This window comes from Cellulomonas fimi (assembly GCF_012952065.1).
Taxonomy (GTDB): Bacteria; Actinomycetota; Actinomycetes; order Actinomycetales; family Cellulomonadaceae; genus Pengzhenrongella; species Pengzhenrongella fimi_A.
Window position 1 is genome coordinate 181,832 of sequence record NZ_JABCJJ010000001.1, and the last position, 17,886, is coordinate 199,717.

At 71.7% G+C, this 17,886-nt stretch carries 14 protein-coding genes; all 14 read left to right on the forward strand.

All coding sequences use genetic code 11. The features are described 5' to 3' along the window. Nucleotides 1-65 precede the first annotated feature (65 nt). The 14 genes from HIR71_RS00920 to HIR71_RS00985 are packed head-to-tail and all read left to right on the forward strand — an operon-like array spanning nt 66 to nt 17,629. Entirely contained in the window at nt 66-779 is a 714-nt protein-coding gene (locus HIR71_RS00920) for an NADH-quinone oxidoreductase subunit C (RefSeq protein WP_169322857.1), read from the forward strand. Then, nucleotides 779-2,131: an NADH-quinone oxidoreductase subunit D gene (locus HIR71_RS00925; RefSeq protein WP_169322716.1), complete on the forward strand. Its 1,353-nt coding sequence runs from the start codon at nt 779-781 to the stop codon at nt 2,129-2,131. The genes HIR71_RS00920 and HIR71_RS00925 overlap by 1 nt, the downstream gene beginning before the upstream one ends. Beyond that, on the forward strand, nt 2,131-2,964 hold the full coding sequence (gene nuoE, locus HIR71_RS00930) for an NADH-quinone oxidoreductase subunit NuoE (RefSeq protein WP_169322717.1): 834 nt from the start codon (nt 2,131-2,133) through the stop codon (nt 2,962-2,964). Before HIR71_RS00925 ends, nuoE begins: the two co-directional genes overlap by 1 nt. Next, the gene (gene nuoF, locus HIR71_RS00935; RefSeq protein ID WP_169322718.1) at nt 2,964-4,319 is read left to right on the forward strand and encodes an NADH-quinone oxidoreductase subunit NuoF; all 1,356 of its coding nucleotides are present in this window, start codon (nt 2,964-2,966) and stop codon (nt 4,317-4,319) included. Before nuoE ends, nuoF begins: the two co-directional genes overlap by 1 nt. Next, the gene (locus HIR71_RS00940) at nt 4,316-6,961 is read left to right on the forward strand and encodes an NADH-quinone oxidoreductase subunit G (RefSeq protein ID WP_169322719.1); all 2,646 of its coding nucleotides are present in this window, start codon (nt 4,316-4,318) and stop codon (nt 6,959-6,961) included. The genes nuoF and HIR71_RS00940 overlap by 4 nt, the downstream gene beginning before the upstream one ends. Then, nucleotides 6,958-8,367 (forward strand): NADH-quinone oxidoreductase subunit NuoH, encoded by a 1,410-nt coding sequence (gene nuoH, locus HIR71_RS00945; protein WP_169322720.1) that lies wholly within the window; start codon nt 6,958-6,960, stop codon nt 8,365-8,367. The genes HIR71_RS00940 and nuoH overlap by 4 nt, the downstream gene beginning before the upstream one ends. Continuing rightward, nucleotides 8,360-9,133 (forward strand): NADH-quinone oxidoreductase subunit NuoI, encoded by a 774-nt coding sequence (gene nuoI / locus HIR71_RS00950; RefSeq protein WP_169322721.1) that lies wholly within the window; start codon nt 8,360-8,362, stop codon nt 9,131-9,133. Before nuoH ends, nuoI begins: the two co-directional genes overlap by 8 nt. Further along, a complete protein-coding gene (locus tag HIR71_RS00955; RefSeq protein ID WP_169322722.1) occupies nt 9,130-10,050 on the forward strand; it encodes an NADH-quinone oxidoreductase subunit J in 921 nt (306 codons plus the stop codon). Before nuoI ends, HIR71_RS00955 begins: the two co-directional genes overlap by 4 nt. Next, entirely contained in the window at nt 10,047-10,346 is a 300-nt protein-coding gene (gene nuoK / locus HIR71_RS00960) for an NADH-quinone oxidoreductase subunit NuoK (protein ID WP_169322723.1), read from the forward strand. Before HIR71_RS00955 ends, nuoK begins: the two co-directional genes overlap by 4 nt. 34 nt (nt 10,347-10,380) lie before the next feature. Then, nucleotides 10,381-12,348: an NADH-quinone oxidoreductase subunit L gene (gene nuoL / locus HIR71_RS00965; protein ID WP_472595083.1), complete on the forward strand. Its 1,968-nt coding sequence runs from the start codon at nt 10,381-10,383 to the stop codon at nt 12,346-12,348. A gap of 11 nt (nt 12,349-12,359) precedes the next feature. Then, nucleotides 12,360-13,961, forward strand: coding sequence for an NADH-quinone oxidoreductase subunit M (locus HIR71_RS00970; RefSeq protein WP_169322724.1), 1,602 nt, complete (start codon nt 12,360-12,362; stop codon nt 13,959-13,961). Continuing rightward, a complete protein-coding gene (gene nuoN, locus HIR71_RS00975; RefSeq protein WP_169322725.1) occupies nt 13,958-15,595 on the forward strand; it encodes an NADH-quinone oxidoreductase subunit NuoN in 1,638 nt (545 codons plus the stop codon). Before HIR71_RS00970 ends, nuoN begins: the two co-directional genes overlap by 4 nt. Beyond that, entirely contained in the window at nt 15,592-16,599 is a 1,008-nt protein-coding gene (locus tag HIR71_RS00980) for a polyprenyl synthetase family protein (protein ID WP_169322726.1), read from the forward strand. Before nuoN ends, HIR71_RS00980 begins: the two co-directional genes overlap by 4 nt. A gap of 55 nt (nt 16,600-16,654) precedes the next feature. Beyond that, the gene (locus HIR71_RS00985; protein WP_169322727.1) at nt 16,655-17,629 is read left to right on the forward strand and encodes an AAA family ATPase; all 975 of its coding nucleotides are present in this window, start codon (nt 16,655-16,657) and stop codon (nt 17,627-17,629) included. Nucleotides 17,630-17,886 lie beyond the last annotated feature (257 nt).

Genomic DNA, 17,886 nt, shown 5'->3' on the forward strand with positions numbered 1-17,886 from the left:
GCGAGGACAAGCGCGTCGACGCGTCCCCGGTCGAGAAGGACTCCGTCACGAACACGAGCACCGAGCTGGCGCAGCAGCAGCAGGCACCGCAGGCCCCCGAGCCCGCCGGCCGGCAGCCGCTGGACGTCATCGACGTCCGCACGGGCATGTTCGGTCCGGCGGACTCGGGTGACACCTCGGGCTACGGCGGCCTCGTCCGTGAGATCACGATGCCCGGCCCGAGCGAGCGGCCCTACGGCGGCTGGTTCGACGAGGCGGTCGACGTGCTCGCCGAGGTGCTCGACGAGCAGGGTCCCGGGTTCGCGTCGGCGATCGAGAAGGTCGTCGTCGACCGCGACGAGCTCACGATCTACGTGGTCGCCGCGCACCTCGTCCAGGTCACGCGCGTCCTGCGGGACGACCAGGACCTGCGGTTCGAGCTGAGCATGGGCGTCTCGGGCGTCCACTACCCGCACGAGACGGGCCGCGAGCTGCACGCCGTCTACCACCTGGTCTCGGTGACGCACAGCCGCCGGCTCCGCCTCGAGGTCGCGGTCCCCGACGCCGACCCGCACATCCCGTCGACCGTCTCGGTGTACCCGACGAACGACTGGCACGAGCGCGAGACGTGGGACTTCTTCGGGATCGTCTTCGACGGGCACCCCGCCCTCGCCCGCATCGAGATGCCGGACGACTGGCCGGGGCACCCGCAGCGCAAGGACTACCCGCTCGGCGGCATCCCGGTGGAGTACAAGGGCGCCACCGTGCCGCCGCCGGACCAGCGAAGGGCGTACAACTGATGGCTGCTCCGCAGGCTGGGCCGCGCGCGACCCGCGGGTTCCGCGACGACACGACCGGCGCACGGACGTTCGAGGCGTCCGGCGGCGACTGGTCCGACATCGCCGAGGAGGCCGCCCGCCTCGGCGAGGAGCGGATCGTCGTCAACATGGGCCCGCAGCACCCGTCCACGCACGGCGTGCTCCGCCTGATGCTCGAGATCGACGGCGAGACGGTGACCGAGGCCCGCGCGGGCATCGGCTACCTGCACACCGGCATCGAGAAGAACATGGAGTTCCGCACCTGGACCCAGGGCGTGACCTTCTGCACGCGCATGGACTACCTGGCCCCGCTGTTCCAGGAGACCGCCTACTGCCTCGGGGTCGAGAAGCTCCTCGGCATCACCGACGACGTCCCCGAGCGCGCCACCGTCATCCGCGTCCTGATGATGGAGCTCAACCGCGTCTCGTCGCACCTCGTGGCCCTCGCGACCGGCGGCAACGAGCTCGGTGCGACGACGATCATGATCCTCGGCTTCACCGCGCGCGAGGAGATCCTCAAGATCTTCGAGCTGATCACCGGCCTGCGCATGAACCACGCGTACGTGCGCCCCGGCGGCGTCGCGCAGGACATCCCGCCGGGCGCGCTCGACACGATCCGCGAGGCGCTGCCGCTGATCAAGCACTACCTGCGCCAGCTCGAGGACCTCATGCTGGCGAACCCGATCTTCAAGGGGCGCCTGGTCGACGTCGGGCACCTCAGCCTCGCCGCGTGCATGGCGCTCGGCATCACCGGTCCGGTGCTGCGCTCGACCGGGCTGCCGTACGACGTCCGCAAGGCCACGCCGTACTGCGGCTACGAGACGTACGACTTCGACGTGCCCACCTCGACCGACGCCGACTCCTTCTCGCGCGTGATCCTGCGCATCGAGGAGTGCTACCAGTCGATGCGGATCGTCGAGCAGTGCGTCGAGCGGCTCCAGGCGATGGGCCCCGGCCCGGTGATGGTCGCCGACAAGAAGGTCGCCTGGCCCGCGCAGCTCGCGATCGGCTCGGACGGCATGGGCAACTCGCTCGACCACATCCGGGAGATCATGGGCACCTCGATGGAGGCCCTGATCCACCACTTCAAGCTGGTCACCGAGGGCTTCCGGGTCCCGGTCGGGCAGGTCTACCAGAGCGTCGAGGCCCCCCGCGGCGAGCTCCTGGTGCACCTGGTGTCCGACGGCGGCACGCGCCCCTACCGCGCGCACTTCCGCGACCCGTCGTTCAACAACCTGCAGGCCGTCTCCATGATGTGCGAGGGCGGCCAGGTCGCCGACGTCGTCGTCGCCGTGGCCTCGCTCGACCCGGTGCTCGGAGGAGTGGACCGCTGATGACCACCACCCACAGCTACGACGAGGCGCGGACGGAACGGCTGCGCGCCGACGCGCTCGCGATCATCGCGCGATACCCCGAGCCGCGGTCCGCGCTCCTGCCGATGCTGCACCTCGTGCAGTCGCAGGACGGGTTCGTGAGCCCGGCGGGGATCGCGTTCTGCGCGGACCTGCTGAACCTGTCGACGGCCGAGGTCTCCGCGGTCGTGACGTTCTACACGCAGTACAAGCGCCACCCGAACGGCGAGTACACGGTCGGGGTCTGTACCAACACGCTCTGCGCCGTGATGGGCGGGGACGCGATCTGGGAGGACCTGAGCGACCACCTCGGCGTCGGGCACGACGAGACGACCCCGGACGGCAAGGTCACGCTCGAGCGGATCGAGTGCAACGCGGCCTGCGACTACGCACCCGTGATGATGGTCAACTGGGAGTTCTTCGACAACCAGACGCCCGACTCGGCGCGGGACGTCGTCGACCGCCTGCGCGCGGGCGACGAGGTCGCACCGACGCGGGGTGCTGCGAGCGTGTGCTCGTTCAAGCAGATGTCACGCGTGCTCGCCGGGTTCACGGACGGGCGTGCGGACGAAGGGGTCGGCGCGGGGGAGCCGACCCTGCGGGGGACGGTCCTCGCGAGGGAGCGCGGCTGGACCGCGCCCCGCTTCCCGGCGGCGCCGGACGCGGAGTCCGGGTCCGGCGCAGCCGGCTCGGCCGTGCCCGAGCGTGCCGGCGAGCCGGCGACCGGCGAGCCGCAGTCCAGCGCGCAGCGTCCCGCCACGGGACAGCGCGACAAGGACGCCGACACGCAGACCTCCACCTCGAAGGAGTCCTGATGGCCACCCCGACGTCGCTCGCGCCGGTGCTCAGCTCCCACTGGGACGCGGAGCGCTCGTGGACCCTCGCGACCTACGAGGCCAACGGCGGGTACGCCGGCCTGCGCAAGGCGCTCACGCAGGACCCGGCCGACGTCGTGGCCGCGGTCAAGGACTCCGGGCTGCGCGGCCGTGGTGGCGCCGGGTTCCCGACCGGCCTGAAGTGGAGCTTCCTGCCCGCGCCCGACGGCGGCCCGCGCTACCTGGTCGTGAACGCGGACGAGTCCGAGCCGGGCACGTGCAAGGACATCCCGCTCATGATGGCGACGCCGCAGGTCCTGATCGAGGGCTCGATCATCACGTCGTACGCGATCGGGTGCCACCACGCGTTCATCTACGTCCGCGGCGAGGTGCTGCACGTGTACCGCCGGCTGCTGCGCGCGGTCGAGGAGGCCTACGCGGCCGGCTACCTGGGCAAGGACATCATGGGCTCGGGCTACGACCTCGACATCACGGTCCACGCCGGCGCCGGCGCCTACATCTGCGGCGAGGAGACGGCGCTCCTCGACTCGCTCGAGGGTCGGCGCGGCCAGCCGCGACTGAAGCCCCCGTTCCCCGCGGTCGCGGGCCTGTACGCGCGGCCGACCGTCGTCAACAACGTCGAGTCGATCGCGTCCGTCCCCGCCATCGTGACCGGGGGGTCGGACTGGTTCCGCTCCATGGGCACCGAGAAGTCGGCCGGGTTCGGCCTGTTCTCGCTGTCGGGCCACGTCGCCCGGCCGGGCCAGTACGAGGCGCCGCTGGGAATCACGCTGCGCGAGCTGCTCGACATGGCGGGCGGCATCCGGGCCGGTCACGAGCTGAAGTTCTGGACGCCGGGCGGGTCCTCGACGCCGCTGTTCACCGCGGAGCACCTCGACACCCCGCTCGACTACGAGTCCGTCGCGGCGGCAGGCTCGATGCTCGGGACGCGCGCGCTGCAGATCTTCGACGACACGACGTGCGCGGTGCGCGCGATCACCCGCTGGCTGGAGTTCTACGCGCACGAGTCGTGCGGCAAGTGCACCCCGTGCCGTGAGGGGACGTACTGGCTCAAGCTGGTGCTGCGGCGGATCGAGGCCGGTCAGGGCACGATGGACGACCTCGACGTGCTGCTCGACACCTGTGACAACATCCTCGGTCGGGCGTTCTGCGCGCTGGGCGACGGCGCGACGTCGCCCGTCACCTCGGGCATCCAGTACTTCCGCGCGGAGTTCGAGGAGCACATCACCGCGGGCGCCTGCCCGTTCGACCCCGCGGCGTCGGCACTCTTCCCGACGCCCCCGCGTGACGCAGGCCGGCTCGCCGGCCAGATGGCAGGAACGGTGCAGGCATGACGACGACGACGCCGAGGACCGGCGCCACCGGCGGCGAGCGGACCGCTGCGGTCGCGGTCCCCACACCCCCCGAGCTGGTGACCTTCCAGATCGACGAGCTCGAGGTCGCGGTGCCGAAGGGCACGCTCGTGATCCGGGCCGCCGAGCAGGTCGGCATCCAGATCCCGCGGTTCTGCGACCACCCGCTGCTCGAGCCCGCCGGCGCGTGCCGGCAGTGCCTCGTCGAGGTCTCGACGCCGGACCGCGAGGGCAACCTGCGGCCGATGCCCAAGCCGCAGGCCTCCTGCACGCTCGAGGCGACGCCGGGCATGGTCGTCAAGACGCAGCGCACCTCCGCGGTCGCCGACAAGGCGCAGCACGGCATCATGGAGATGCTGCTCATCAACCACCCGCTCGACTGCCCGGTCTGCGACAAGGGAGGCGAGTGCCCCCTGCAGAACCAGGCGATGAGCAACGGCCGCGCGACGTCGCGCTTCGTCGACATCAAGCGGACGTTCGCCAAGCCGCTGTCGATCTCGACCGAGATCCTGCTGGACCGTGAACGCTGCATCATGTGCCAGCGCTGCACCCGGTTCCAGCAGCAGATCGCGGGCGATCCCTTCATCGACCTCCAGGAGCGGGGTGCGCAGCAGCAGATCGGGCTCCTCTGGCCCGAGGTGCTCGACTTCGAACCCGGCTTCGAGGCCCCCGCCGGGCCTGCGGCGCTCGACGAGTCCGGCCGACCGTTCTCGTCCTACTTCTCGGGCAACACGATCCAGATCTGCCCGGTCGGCGCCCTCACCAACGCGGCCTACCGGTTCCGCTCGCGTCCGTTCGACCTGGTCTCGACCCCGGGGGTCGGCGAGCACGACTCGTGCGGCTCCGCGATCCGTGTCGACCACCGGCGCGGCGTCGTGCTGCGCCGGATGGCGGGGGACGACCCCGCGGTCAACGAGGAGTGGATCACCGACAAGGACCGCTTCGCGTTCACGTGGCAGTCGGCGCGCGACCGCCTCACGACGCCGCTCGTGCGCGACGAGACGACGGGCGCCCTGCGCCCCGCGAGCTGGGCCGAGGCGCTCGACGTGGCGGCCACGGGTCTGCTCGCCGCGCGCGAGGCGAACGGCGGTCGCGGGGTCGGCGTGCTGCCCGGCGGCCGCCTGACGCTCGAGGACGCCTACGCGTACTCGAAGTTCGCGCGCGTCGCGCTCGGCACGAACGACATCGACCTGCGCGCCCGGCCGCACTCCGACGAGGAGGAGGCCTTCCTCGGGCACGCGGTCGCGGGCAAGCTGGTCGGCGCCGCCGACGGCGTCACGTTCGGCGACCTCGAGAAGGCGCCGGCCGTGCTGCTGGTCGCGCTCGAGGCGGAGGACGAGGCCGGCGTCACCTTCCTGCGGCTTCGCAAGGGCGTGCTCGCGGGCACCACCTCGGTGTACTCGGTCGCCGCGCTCGCGTCGCCCGGGCTCGATCGCATGTACGGCACGCTCATCCCGGCCGCCCCGGGCACGGAGCCCGAGGTGCTCGACGCCATCACCGGCAGGGCCAAGACCGGCCCGCTGCGGGACGCGTCCAAGGCGCTCGGCGGGGCGGGAGCCGTGATCCTGGTCGGCGAGCGGCTCGCGTCGGTGCCCGGCGGGTACTCGGCGCTCCTGCGTCTCGCCCGTCGCACGGGCGCGCGCCTCGCGTGGATCCCGCGACGTGCCGGTGAGCGCGGCGGCGTGGAGGCCGGTGCGCTGCCCTCGCTGCTGCCCGGCGGGCGCCCGGTCGCCGACCCGCGTGCGCGCGTCGACGTCGCGGCGCTGTGGGACGTCCCGACGCTCCCCGCCACGCCCGGGCGCGACGCGACGGAGATCCTGCGCGCGGCGCGCAAGGGCAAGCTGTCCGCGCTCGTCGTGGCGGGGGTCGAGGCAGCCGATCTGCCGAACCCGGCCAAGGCCCTGCGGTCGATCGAGAAGGCGGGCTTCGTCGTCTCTCTCGAGGTCCGCGCCTCCGAGGTCACCGAGCGGGCCGACGTCGTGCTGCCGGTGGCACCGCCCACCGAGAAGGGCGGCACGTTCCTCAACTGGGAGGGCCGTCCGCGGCCGTTCCCGCAGGCGCTCGCCTCGACCGCGATGGCGGACCACCGTGCGCTCGACGCCCTGGCCGACGCGATGGGCGTCGAGCTCGGGCTGCGGACTCTCCAGGCCGTCCACGCCGAGCTCGACCAGCTCGGTGCCTGGGACGGGGCGCGCGTCGCGGCGCCGGCTGTCTCGTCGTCGGAGCCCCCTGCGGTGGCCCCGGACCAGGCCGTGCTGGCGAGCTGGCACCTGCTGCTCGACGCCGGCCGTCTGCAGGACGGCGAGCCGTTCCTCGCGGGCACCGCCAAGCGCACCGTCGCCCGGGTCTCGGCCGCCACGGCGGCAAGCGCCGGCCTGACCGACGGCGGGCTCGTGCGGGTGAGCACCGAGCACGGCTCGGTCACGGCGCCTGTCGGCGTGGTCCCGATGCCCGACCACGTCGTCTGGCTGCCCACCAAGGCGCCCGACTGCGCGATCCGCACGAGCCTGCGGGCCGACGCGGGCGACGTCGTGCGGCTGAGCCCGGGCTCCGGCGAGCTGTCAGAGCCGGGTGCCGGTCAGGACTCACGTGGTTCCGACAACGACGTGGAGGGGTCCGCATGAGCGCGCTGCTGTCGTCGTCGCAGCTCGGGCCTGTGCCGCTCGGGCCGGTGCAGCTCGGTGCCGTGCAGGCCGCCCAGTCCGGCGTGACCGCCGACTTCAGCCAGGACCACGTCGGGATCTGGATCCTCAAGGCGGTCGCCATCCTGGTGTTCCTGCTGACGACCGTCCTCCTCGCGATCTGGTTCGAGCGCAAGGTCGTGGCGCGGATGCAGCTCCGCCCGGGGCCCAACGTCCACGGGCCGTTCGGCCTGCTGCAGTCGCTGGCAGACGCGATGAAGCTCCTGCTCAAGGAGGACATCACCGTCAAGGCGGCCGACAAGTTCATCTACCTGCTGGCGCCGATGATCTCGGTGTTCTGCGCGCTGCTGACCTTCGCCGTCATCCCGTTCGGGCCCAACGTGAACATCTTCGGGGTGTCTACCCCGCTGCAGCTCACGGACATGCCCGTGGCGGTGCTGTACATCCTGGGCGTGACCGCGATCGGCGTGTACGGCATCGTGCTCGGCGGCTGGTCGTCCGGCTCGACCTACCCGCTGCTCGGCGCGGTGCGCTCGACCGCGCAGGTCATCTCGTACGAGCTCGCGATGGGGCTCTCGCTCGTCAGCGTGTTCATCATGGCGGGCTCGATGTCGACGTCGCAGATCGTCGACTCGCAGACGCAGATCTGGTGGGCCCTGCCGCTGCTCCCCGCGTTCGTCATCTACGTGATCTCGATGATCGGCGAGACCAACCGGCTGCCCTTCGACCTCCCCGAGGCCGAGGGCGAGCTGGTCTCGGGCTTCATGACGGAGTACTCGTCGATGAAGTTCGCGTGGTTCTTCCTCGCCGAGTACATCAACATGGTCAACGTCTCCGCGATCGCCACGACGCTGTTCTTCGGCGGCTGGCGGGCACCGTGGCCCATCTCGGCGATCAACGACGGGATGTTCAACGAGGGCTGGTGGCCCGTCCTGTGGTTCCTCGTCAAGATGTGGGGCTTCATGTTCCTGTTCGTCTGGGTCCGCGGCACGCTGCTGCGCCTCCGGTACGACCAGTTCATGAAGTTCGGCTGGAAGGTCCTCATCCCGGCCGCCCTCGTGTGGGTCGTGAGCGTCGCGGTCGTCCAGGGCGTTCGCCAGTTCACCGACATCACCCTGCAGACGCTGCTCATCGCGCTCGGGGTGCTCGTGGTGATCGCGATCGGCATCAGCTTCCTCGTGCCCGAGAAGGACCGGACCGGGCCCCGTGTCCATGGCGGTACGGTTCCGCCGGGTGAGTTCGACGCGTTCGCGGCCGGGTACCCGGTGCCCCCGCTGCCCGGCCAGACGCTTCCCCCGTCGCCTCGTCGCCAGCGCGTGACAGCCGCCGCACCGGTCGGTGCCGCACCCGAGGTGACCGACACTGAGACGGAGGTGGAGCGTGGCTGACGCCCGCGACACGAACCAGCCCACGGGCGACCGGGAGGTCACCCGTGCGCAGCAGCCCGGTGGCGCCGTCGGACGAGCCGCGGAGTCGGCGGACCGGCCGTACGAGCCGCTGATCGAGCCCCGCACCGGCCTCGCGGAGGTGCTCGCCCCGGTCGCCGGCTTCGGCGTGACGTTCTCGTCGATGTTCAAGCCGGCCGTCACCGAGCAGTACCCGTTCGAGAAGGTGCCGACCAAGCCGCGTTACCACGGTCGACACCAGCTCAACCGGTACGCGGACGGCCTCGAGAAGTGCATCGGCTGCGAGCTGTGCGCCTGGGCGTGCCCGGCCGACGCGATCTACGTCGAGGGAGCGGACAACGCCCCCGACGCGCACTTCTCGCCCGGCGAGAGGTACGGCCGCGTCTACCAGATCAACTACCTGCGGTGCATCTTCTGCGGGCTGTGCATCGAGGCCTGCCCGACGCGCGCGCTCACGATGACCAACGAGTACGAGCTCGCCGGCCCGACCCGCGAGGGGCTCATCTGGGAGAAGGAGGACCTGCTGGCCCCCCTGCGCTCGGGCATGCTGGCCGCGCCGCACCCGATGGTGCCGGGCACCACGGACACCGAGTACTACCGCAACGAGATCACCGGCCCGACCGAGGAGCAGGTCGCGTGGGTGCGCGAGCACCGCCCCGACGACGCGAGCCTCGAGGGCGTCACGCCGGCCGCCACCGCGTCCACCGGTGCCGTCGGCTCCACGGCGCACCAGGGGCACACCCGATGACGGCGTCGCCCACCACGCTGGGCGCCCTTCAGGGCGTCGCCGCGGCGTTCACCGATGCCGGTCAGACGAGCACGGGGGAGGCCGTGCTCTTCTGGGTGCTCGCCCCGCTCATGGTGCTCGGGGCGCTCGGCCTGCTGCTCGCGCGCAGGGCGATCTACGGCGCGATGGGCATCGTCTTCGTGATGATCTCCCTCGCGGTGCTGTACATCGCGCAGGAGGCGCCGTTCCTCGGCGTCGTTCAGGTCGTGGTCTACACCGGCGCGATCATGATGCTGTTCCTCTTCGTCCTCATGCTCGTCGGCGTGGACGCGTCCGACTCGCTCACCGAGACCCTGCGCGGCCAGCGCTGGGTCGGCGTGATCTTCGGCGTCGGGCTCGCGGCGGTGCTGATCGCCGCCGTCACGCGCGTGACGTACCCGGCACCCACGGGTCTCGCGGTGCCGAACGCCGACTCCAACCCGGTCGGCGTCGCGCGCATCATCTTCGGCGACTTCATCTTCGCGTTCGAGGTCGTCGGCGTGCTCCTCATCACGGCGGCCGTCGGCGCGCTCGTGCTGACCCACCGGCAGCGGCTCACGCGCCGGATCGGTCAGAAGGAGCGGTCCGACAGCCGCGTCGCGCGCCTCGGCCAGGGCGAGCACCTCGCGCCACTGCCCGCGCCCGGCGTGTTCGCGCGGACGAACGCCATGGACGTCCCGGCCCTCGACCCGTACGGGGAGCCGATCGGGCGCTCGGTCTCGCGCGTGCTGCGCGTCCGCGGGCAGGAGCGCGAGTTCGAGGAGTTCGCGGCCGGGCTCGACGACGAGGAGGGCGGCGGCACCGTCGGCGTCCCGCTCCCGCCGGCGGGGGCCCCGGGGGAGACCACCGGGCCCACCACCACGATCACGACCGGCCGCGGCTCGGAGGTCCAGCCATGAACCTCACGAACTACCTCGTGCTGGCGACGATCCTGTTCTCCATCGGCGCGACCACGGTGCTGCTGCGCCGCAACGCGATCATCGCGTTCATGGGGGTCGAGCTCATGCTCAACGCCACGAACCTCGTGCTGGTGACGTACGCGCGCATGCACGGCGACCTCTCGGGGCAGGTGATGGCCTTCTTCGTGATGGTCGTCGCGGCCGCCGAGGTCGTCGTCGGGCTCGCGATCATCGTGCAGATCTTCCGTACCCGCCGCTCGGCCTCGGTCGACGACATCAACCTGCTGAAGAGCTGAGGGGCCGACCGTGACCTCGTCGATCGCGACCCTGGTGGCCGCGGTGGAGCCGCAAGCGGCCGCCGCTCCCGCCGAGGGCATCGTCTCGCTGGCCTGGCTGCTCGTGGCCGTCCCGCTGGTGAGCGCCGCCGTGCTGCTCCTCGCCGGACGGGGCTCCGACCGCTGGGGCCACTGGCTCGGCGTGCTCGCCTCGGCCGCGAGCTTCGTCCTGGGCCTCGTCCTCCTGATCAGCGTGCTCGGCCGCGACGCCGGCGAGCGCGTGCTCGACCTGCGCCTGTTCACGTGGCTGCCGGCCGAGGCGCTGAACGTCGACGCCGGGCTGCGGGTCGACCCGCTGTCGCTGACGTTCGTGATGCTCGTGACGTTCGTCGGCACGCTGATCCACGTCTACTCCGTGGCGTACATGGAGCACGACACCGACCGGCGCCGGTTCTTCGCCTACCTCAACCTGTTCGTCGCGGCGATGCTCCTGCTCGTCCTCGCCGACAGCTTCCTGCTGCTGTTCGTCGGCTGGGAGGGCGTGGGTCTCGCGTCGTACCTGCTCATCGGGTTCTGGAACCACAACACCCCGTACGCGGTCGCGGCCAAGAAGGCGTTCGTCGCCAACCGCGTCGGTGACCTCGGGCTCCTCATCGCGATGATGCTGATGTTCGCCGCGTTCGGCGCGGTCGACTTCGAGACCGTCTTCGCGGCCGTCCCGGGCGCGAGCGAGGGCGTCCTCACGGTGATCGGCCTCATGCTGCTCCTCGCGGCGTGCGGCAAGTCGGCGCAGTTCCCGCTGCAGTCCTGGCTCGGCGACGCGATGGCGGGCCCGACGCCGGTCTCGGCCCTCATCCACGCGGCCACCATGGTGACCGCGGGCGTCTACCTGATCGTGCGCTCGGCGCCGGTCTTCGACGGCGCCCCCACGGCCCAGCTGGTCGTCGTCGTCGTCGGTGCCTTCACGCTGCTGCTCGGGGCGATCATCGGCAGCGCGAAGGACGACATCAAGAAGGCCCTCGCGGCGTCGACCATGTCGCAGATCGGCTACATGATCCTGGCGGCCGGGCTCGGCCCGGTCGGGTACGCGTTCGCGATCTTCCACCTCGTGACACACGGCTTCTTCAAGGCCGGGCTGTTCCTCGGCGCGGGCTCGGTCATGCACGGCATGGGTGACCAGGTCGACATGCGCCGCTTCGGCGGGCTCGGTCGCTACATGAAGACCACGTACGTCACGTTCGGCCTGGGCTACCTCGCCATCATCGGCGTGCCGCCGTTCTCCGGGTTCTGGAGCAAGGACAAGATCATCGAGGCGGCGTTCGTCGGCGAAGGCTGGCGACCGTGGGTCTTCGGGTCCGCCGCGCTGCTCGGCGCGGGGATCACCGCCTTCTACATGTCCCGGCTGTTCTTCATGACGTTCCTGGGCTCCAAGCGCTGGAACGACGGCCACAGCGCGTCGCCGGACGCCGCGATCGCCAACGCCCCGGTCCAGCACCCGCACGAGGCCCCGCGGCTCATGACGGTGCCGATGATCGTCCTCGCGGTCGGCTCGGCGGCGCTCGGTGGGCTGCTGAGCATCGGTGGGGTGTTCACGTCGTGGCTCGAGCCGGTCACGGGTCGCGCCGAGCCGCACGCACCCGTCATGCCCATCTGGGTGATCACGACGCTCACCCTCCTGCTGGTGCTCGTCGGGCTCGCCCTCGCGTGGCGGCAGTACGGGGCCGCGCCGGTCCCGGTGGTCGCCCCGGCGGGCTCGGCGCTCAGCCGCGCGGCCCGCAAGGACATGTACCAGGACGACGTCAACGACGCCCTGCTCGTCGAGCCCGGCCAGTACCTCACGCGCTCGCTGGTGTACAGCGACCGCCAGGTGGTCGACGGCGCGGTGAGCGGTCTCGCGCACGTGATGGTCCGGATCGGCGACCGGATGCGCCGCCTGCAGACCGGCTACGTCCGCTCCTACGCCGCGTCGATGACCGTGGGCCTCGTCGTCCTCGTCGTCGCCGTCCTGGCCACCCGGATCTGAGGGAGATTCACATGCTGTCCGCGGATTTCCCCTGGCTGACCACGCTCATCGTGGTGCCGCTCGTCGGCGCCGCGATCGTGTGGGCGCTGCCCTCGTCCGCCCGGCGCTGGGTGCGGCACGTCGCCGTCGGCGTCGCGCTCCTCGAGCTGCTGCTCGCGGTGGCGGCCGCGTCCACCTTCGACACGGCCGACGCCGGGACCCACCAGCTCGGCGAGCTGCGCGGCTGGATCCCGCAGATCGGCGCGAGCTACGCCGTCGGGGTCGACGGCGTGGGCCTGCTCCTCATCCTGCTCTCCGTCGTGCTCACGCCGCTCGTGCTGCTCGCCGCCTGGCGTGAGCAGGCCGGGGACGTCGATCGGCTGCGCCACTACGTCGCGCTGATCCTCGTGCTCGAGACGTTCATGGTCGCGGTGTTCGCGGCGCGGGACGTGTTCCTGTTCTACGTGCTCTTCGAGGCGATGCTCATCCCGGTGTACTTCCTCATCGGGCAGTTCGGCGGCCAGCAGCGGCGCTACGCCGCGGTCAAGTTCCTGCTGTACTCGCTCGCGGGCGGGCTGATCATGCTCGTCGCCGTCATCGCGCTGTACCTCCAGGGCGACGGCGGGCCGCAGGGCTTCCTCATCGAGAACCTCGTCGGGCTCGACCTGCCGGTCTGGACCGAGCGACTGATGTTCCTGGCGTTCTTCCTCGCCTTCGCCATCAAGGCCCCGATGTGGCCGGTGCACACGTGGCTGCCGGACGCCGCGGAGACCGCGCCGGCCGGCACGTCGACCTTGCTGGTCGCTGTCCTCGACAAGGTCGGCACCTTCGGGATGCTGACGCTGTGCCTGCCGCTGTTCCCGAACGCCTCCCGCTGGGCCGCACCGGTCATCATCGTGCTCGCCGTGATCTCGATCCTCTACGGGGCGCTGCTCGCGATCGGCCAGCAGGACCTCCTGCGCATGATCGCCTACACGTCGGTCTCCCACTTCGGCTTCATCGTCCTGGGCATCTTCGCCTTCACGTCGACCAGCATCGCGGGCTCGTCGTTCTACATGTTCAACCACGGGCTCTCGACCGGGGCGCTGTTCCTCCTGGCCGGGTTCCTGGTGACGCGCCGCGGCAGCCAGCTGATCGCCGACTTCGGCGGGCTGCAGAAGGTCGCGCCGGTGCTGGCCGGCACGTTCCTCGTCGCGGGTCTCTCGGCGCTGTCGCTGCCGGGCCTGTCGACGTTCGTGAGCGAGTTCCTCGTGCTGATCGGCACGTTCGCGCGCTCCCAGCCGGCCGCTGTGGTGGCGGTGCTCGGCGTCGTGCTCGCGGCGATCTACGTGCTGCTGACCTACCAGCGCATCTTCACGGGGCCCGTGCGTGACGAGCTCGTCCGGACGCCCGACCTGTCCGCACGGGAGACCTGGGTCGTTGCGCCGCTCATCGCGCTGATGCTGGTGCTCGGCTTCTACCCGACGCCGGCGCTCGACCTGGTGCGCGAGCCGGCGACGGTCACGCTCGAGCAGGTCGGCGTGAGCGACCCGGAGGCGACCGTGAGCACGGCCGCCCGCGCGGTGGGGGCCGACGCAGCCGCGACCGGGACGAGCAGCGGCACGACCAGCGACGACGAGGGGAGCACGACGTGACCGGGGGCTTCACCGCGCCGCAGATCGACTGGGCGGCGCTGGCACCGATCCTCATCGTGCTCGGGGCCGGCGTGATCGGCGTGCTCGTCGAGGCGTTCGTCCCGCGTGGCCCGCGGAGGACCGTCCAGCTGGCGCTCGCGCTCGTCGCGACGGCCGGCGCGGTCGTCGCGCTCGCGGCGCTCTGGGACGGCGTGACGCAGGACGGCGGGACCGTCGTGCTGGGCGGGTCCGTCATCCTCGACGGCCCGTCGCTGCTGCTCCAGGGCCTCGTCGCGGTGCTCACGCTGCTGTCCCTGCTCGTGGTCGCCGACCGCACGGCGACGGGCGAGGACGCGTTCGCGCCGTCGGCCGCGGCCGTGCCGGGCTCCGACTACGAGCAGCTCGCGCGGCGTCAGGGCGTCGTCCAGACCGAGGTGTACCCGCTCATCCTGTTCGCCGCCGGCGGCATGATGATCTTCACCGCCGCGGGCGACCTGCTGACGATGTTCGTCGCGCTCGAGGTCCTCTCCCTCCCGCTGTACCTGCTCTCGGGGATGGCGCGACGCCGTCGGCTCCTGTCGCAGGAAGCGGCGATGAAGTACTTCCTGCTCGGGGCCTTCTCCTCGGCGCTCTTCCTGTTCGGCGTGGCCCTGCTCTACGGCTTCGCGGGGTCGGTCCGCCTGGACGCGATCGCGGAGGCGACGGCCACGGTCGTGGGCCTCGACCCGCTGCTGCTCGCGGGGGCCGTGATGGTCCTCGTGGGCCTGCTGTTCAAGGTCGGCGCGGTCCCGTTCCACTCGTGGACGCCCGACGTCTACCAGGGGGCGCCCACGCCGATCACCGGCTTCATGGCCGCCTGCACCAAGGTCGCGGCGTTCGGCGCGCTGCTGCGCGTGGTCTACGTCGTGGTCCCGTCGATCCACTGGGACCTGCGGCCGGTGCTCTGGGCGATCGTCCTTCTCACGATGGCGGTCGGCACGGTCGTCGCGCTGGTCCAGACGGACATGAAGCGGATCCTCGCCTACTCCGCCGTCGCGCACACCGGGTTCATCCTCACGGGCGTGGTCGCGCTCGAGAAGAGCGGCATCGGCTCGGTGATCTTCTACCTGACCGCGTACGGCGCGGCCACGGTCGGCGCGTTCGCGATCGTCACGCTGGTGCGCGAGAAGGCGGCCGACGGCGTCGTGCTGGGGGAGGCGACGCACCTGTCCCAGTGGGCCGGGCTCGGGCGTCGGAACCCGTGGCTCGCGGTGGCCTTCTCGCTGTTCCTGCTCTCGTTCGCGGGCATCCCGCTCACGGCCGGGTTCATCGGGAAGTTCGCGGTGTTCTCGAGCGCGATCGAGGGCGACGCGACGCCGCTCGCCGTCGCCGGCGTCGTCGCGTCCGCGGTCGCCGTGTTCTTCTACGTGCGGATCATCGTCCTGATGTTCTTCACCGACGCGCCGCGCTCGGGTGAGCCCGCCGGCACGCCGGCCGGCCCTGCCGCCGTGACGGGGGCGGGCGACACCGGAGCGGCGGGCGTGACGGTCGTCCGGTCGGAGGGCCTCACGACGGTCACCATCGTGGTGACCGCCGCGCTCACGGTCCTGCTCGGGGTGTTCCCGGCGCCGGTGCTCGACGTCCTGACCGGAGAGGTCACGAGGTTCGTCCCGTGACGTCCGCCGCGGCGCTCCCGCTCGCCGACCCGGAGCTCACCGAGCTGCTCACCGGGCGGCTCGCGCTGGTCGAGGAGCGGCTGCGGGACGCCGTGGCACAGGCCGACGCGCTCGCCGACACCGCGTCGCGGCACCTCGTCAACGCGGGGGGCAAGCGTCTGCGGCCGATGCTGACGCTGCTCGCCGCGCAGCTCGGTAACGGGATGCGCCCCGAGGTGCTCGACGCCGCGGTCGTGGTCGAGCTGACCCACCTCGCGACGCTCTACCACGACGACGTCATGGACTCCGCCCCGCTGCGCCGCGGTGCGCCGGCGGCGCACGAGGTCTGGGGGAACTCGGTCGCGATCCTCACGGGCGACCTGCTGTTCGCGCGGGCGTCCTCGATGGTCGCCGGGCTCGGCCCCGAGGCCGTGCGCATCCAGGCCGCGGCGTTCGAGCGACTGTGCCTGGGGCAGCTGCACGAGACGGTCGGCCCGCAGGGCGGCGAGGACGCCGTCGAGCACTACCTCCAGGTGCTCTCCGACAAGACCGGGTCGCTCATCGCGACGTCCGCTCGCTTCGGGGCGATGTTCGCGGGGTGCCACCCGGACGTGGTGCGGATCGTCACCGAGTACGGCGAGAAGGTGGGGGTCGCGTTCCAGCTCGCCGACGACGTCATCGACCTCTCGGCCGACGGCGCGGCCACGGGCAAGACGCCGGGCACCGACCTGCGCGAGCAGGTGCCCACGATGCCGGTGCTGCTGCTGCGCGCCCGCGCCGCGCGCCCGGACGCGAGCGCGCAGGACCGCGAGCTCGTCGCGCTGCTGGACTCGGACCTGTCGGCCGACGTCGACCTGGCCGAGGCGGTGCGCGGCCTCCGCGGGCACAGCGTCGTGGACGAGACCCGCGCGCTCGCGGTGGCGTGGGCGCACGAGGCCGTCGCCGAGCTGCGCCCGCTGCCCGGGGGGAAGGTCAAGGACGCGCTGCTGTCGTTCACCGACGCGCTGGTCGACCGCGCGTCCTGACCCGGAGGTCACCGCAGGAGAGAGGTCCCGTGACCCACGAGAGAAGAGACCGTTCATGAGCATGACCCCGGAGCAGGCCGCCTGGTACGCCGAGACGTTCGAGAAGCTCGTCGCCAACGTCGGGCAGGCGGTGCTGGGCAAGTCGCACGTCGTCCGCCTCGCGCTCACGTGCATGCTCACCGAGGGTCACCTGCTGCTCGAGGACGCGCCCGGAACCGGCAAGACGTCGCTCGCACGCGCGATCGCCTCGACCGTGCAGGGCACGCACAACCGGATCCAGTTCACGCCCGACCTGCTCCCCAGCGACGTCACGGGCGTGACCATCTACGACCAGTCGACCCATCGGTTCGAGTTCCACAAGGGCCCGATCTTCAGCTCGATCGTGCTGGCCGACGAGATCAACCGGGCTTCGCCCAAGACGCAGTCGGCGCTCCTCGAGGTCATGGAGGAGGCCCGCGTCACGGTCGACGGCGTCACGCACGACGCCCCGCGCCCGTTCATGGTGATCGCGACCCAGAACCCCATCGAGCAGGCGGGGACCTACCGCCTGCCCGAGGCGCAGCTCGACCGCTTCCTCATGAAGACGTCGATCGGCTACCCCGACCACGCCTCGACCGTGCAGATCCTCGCGGGTGCGTCCGAGCGGGACCGCTCGGGTCACCTCCCCGCCCTCATCACGACGAGCGCGGTCGCCGACATGATCCGGCTCGCGACCACGACGCACGTCGACGGCGCGGTGCTCGAGTACGTCTCGCGGCTCGCCGAGGAGACGCGCACGGCCCCCGAGACGCGGCTCGGCGTCAGCGTCCGCGGCTCTCTCGCGCTCGTCCGGACGGCCAAGGTGTGGGCCGCGGTCCACGGCCGCCACTACGTGCTCCCCGACGACGTCAAGGAGCTCGTCGGCCCGGTCTGGACGCACCGGCTCATGCTGGACCCCGAGGCGGAGTTCGCGGGCACGACGTCGGACGGCGTGCTGGCCCGGATCCTCGGGGACGTCGCGGCGCCGCAGGAGCGGCGGACCGTGGCGTGACCCCGCTCGCCCGCCCGGCCGCTGCCGCCGGCGTGCCTGACGGGGTCGGACCTCGTCGACGGGAGACGGCGGGTTCGCGGAAGGGCGAAGCCCGCGTCACCCGTCTGCGCACAGTCCGGGACGGCGGCCGCGACCTGGCTCTATAGTCCGGAAGGTCCTGCGCCGGGCAGATCGTTGCCCCGAGGACCCTCATGACCCGGTTCCCTCCTGCCGATGGGAGGACCGGAACCCTTCCCTGCTCGCCGCGACATGCCACG

What these genes read in the sequence shown, in the direction of transcription:
- HIR71_RS00970 (WP_169322724.1), top strand. Translation starts at nt 12,360, where the DNA reads ATGCTGTCCGCGGATTTCCCCTGGCTGACCACGCTCATCGTGGTGCCG.
- nuoH (WP_169322720.1), top strand. Translation starts at nt 6,958, where the DNA reads ATGAGCGCGCTGCTGTCGTCGTCGCAGCTCGGGCCTGTGCCGCTCGGG.
- HIR71_RS00955 (WP_169322722.1), top strand. Translation starts at nt 9,130, where the DNA reads ATGACGGCGTCGCCCACCACGCTGGGCGCCCTTCAGGGCGTCGCCGCG.
- HIR71_RS00925 (WP_169322716.1), top strand. Translation starts at nt 779, where the DNA reads ATGGCTGCTCCGCAGGCTGGGCCGCGCGCGACCCGCGGGTTCCGCGAC.
- HIR71_RS00940 (WP_169322719.1), top strand. Translation starts at nt 4,316, where the DNA reads ATGACGACGACGACGCCGAGGACCGGCGCCACCGGCGGCGAGCGGACC.
- nuoF (WP_169322718.1), top strand. Translation starts at nt 2,964, where the DNA reads ATGGCCACCCCGACGTCGCTCGCGCCGGTGCTCAGCTCCCACTGGGAC.
- nuoE (WP_169322717.1), top strand. Translation starts at nt 2,131, where the DNA reads ATGACCACCACCCACAGCTACGACGAGGCGCGGACGGAACGGCTGCGC.
- HIR71_RS00985 (WP_169322727.1), top strand. Translation starts at nt 16,655, where the DNA reads ATGAGCATGACCCCGGAGCAGGCCGCCTGGTACGCCGAGACGTTCGAG.
- nuoK (WP_169322723.1), top strand. Translation starts at nt 10,047, where the DNA reads ATGAACCTCACGAACTACCTCGTGCTGGCGACGATCCTGTTCTCCATC.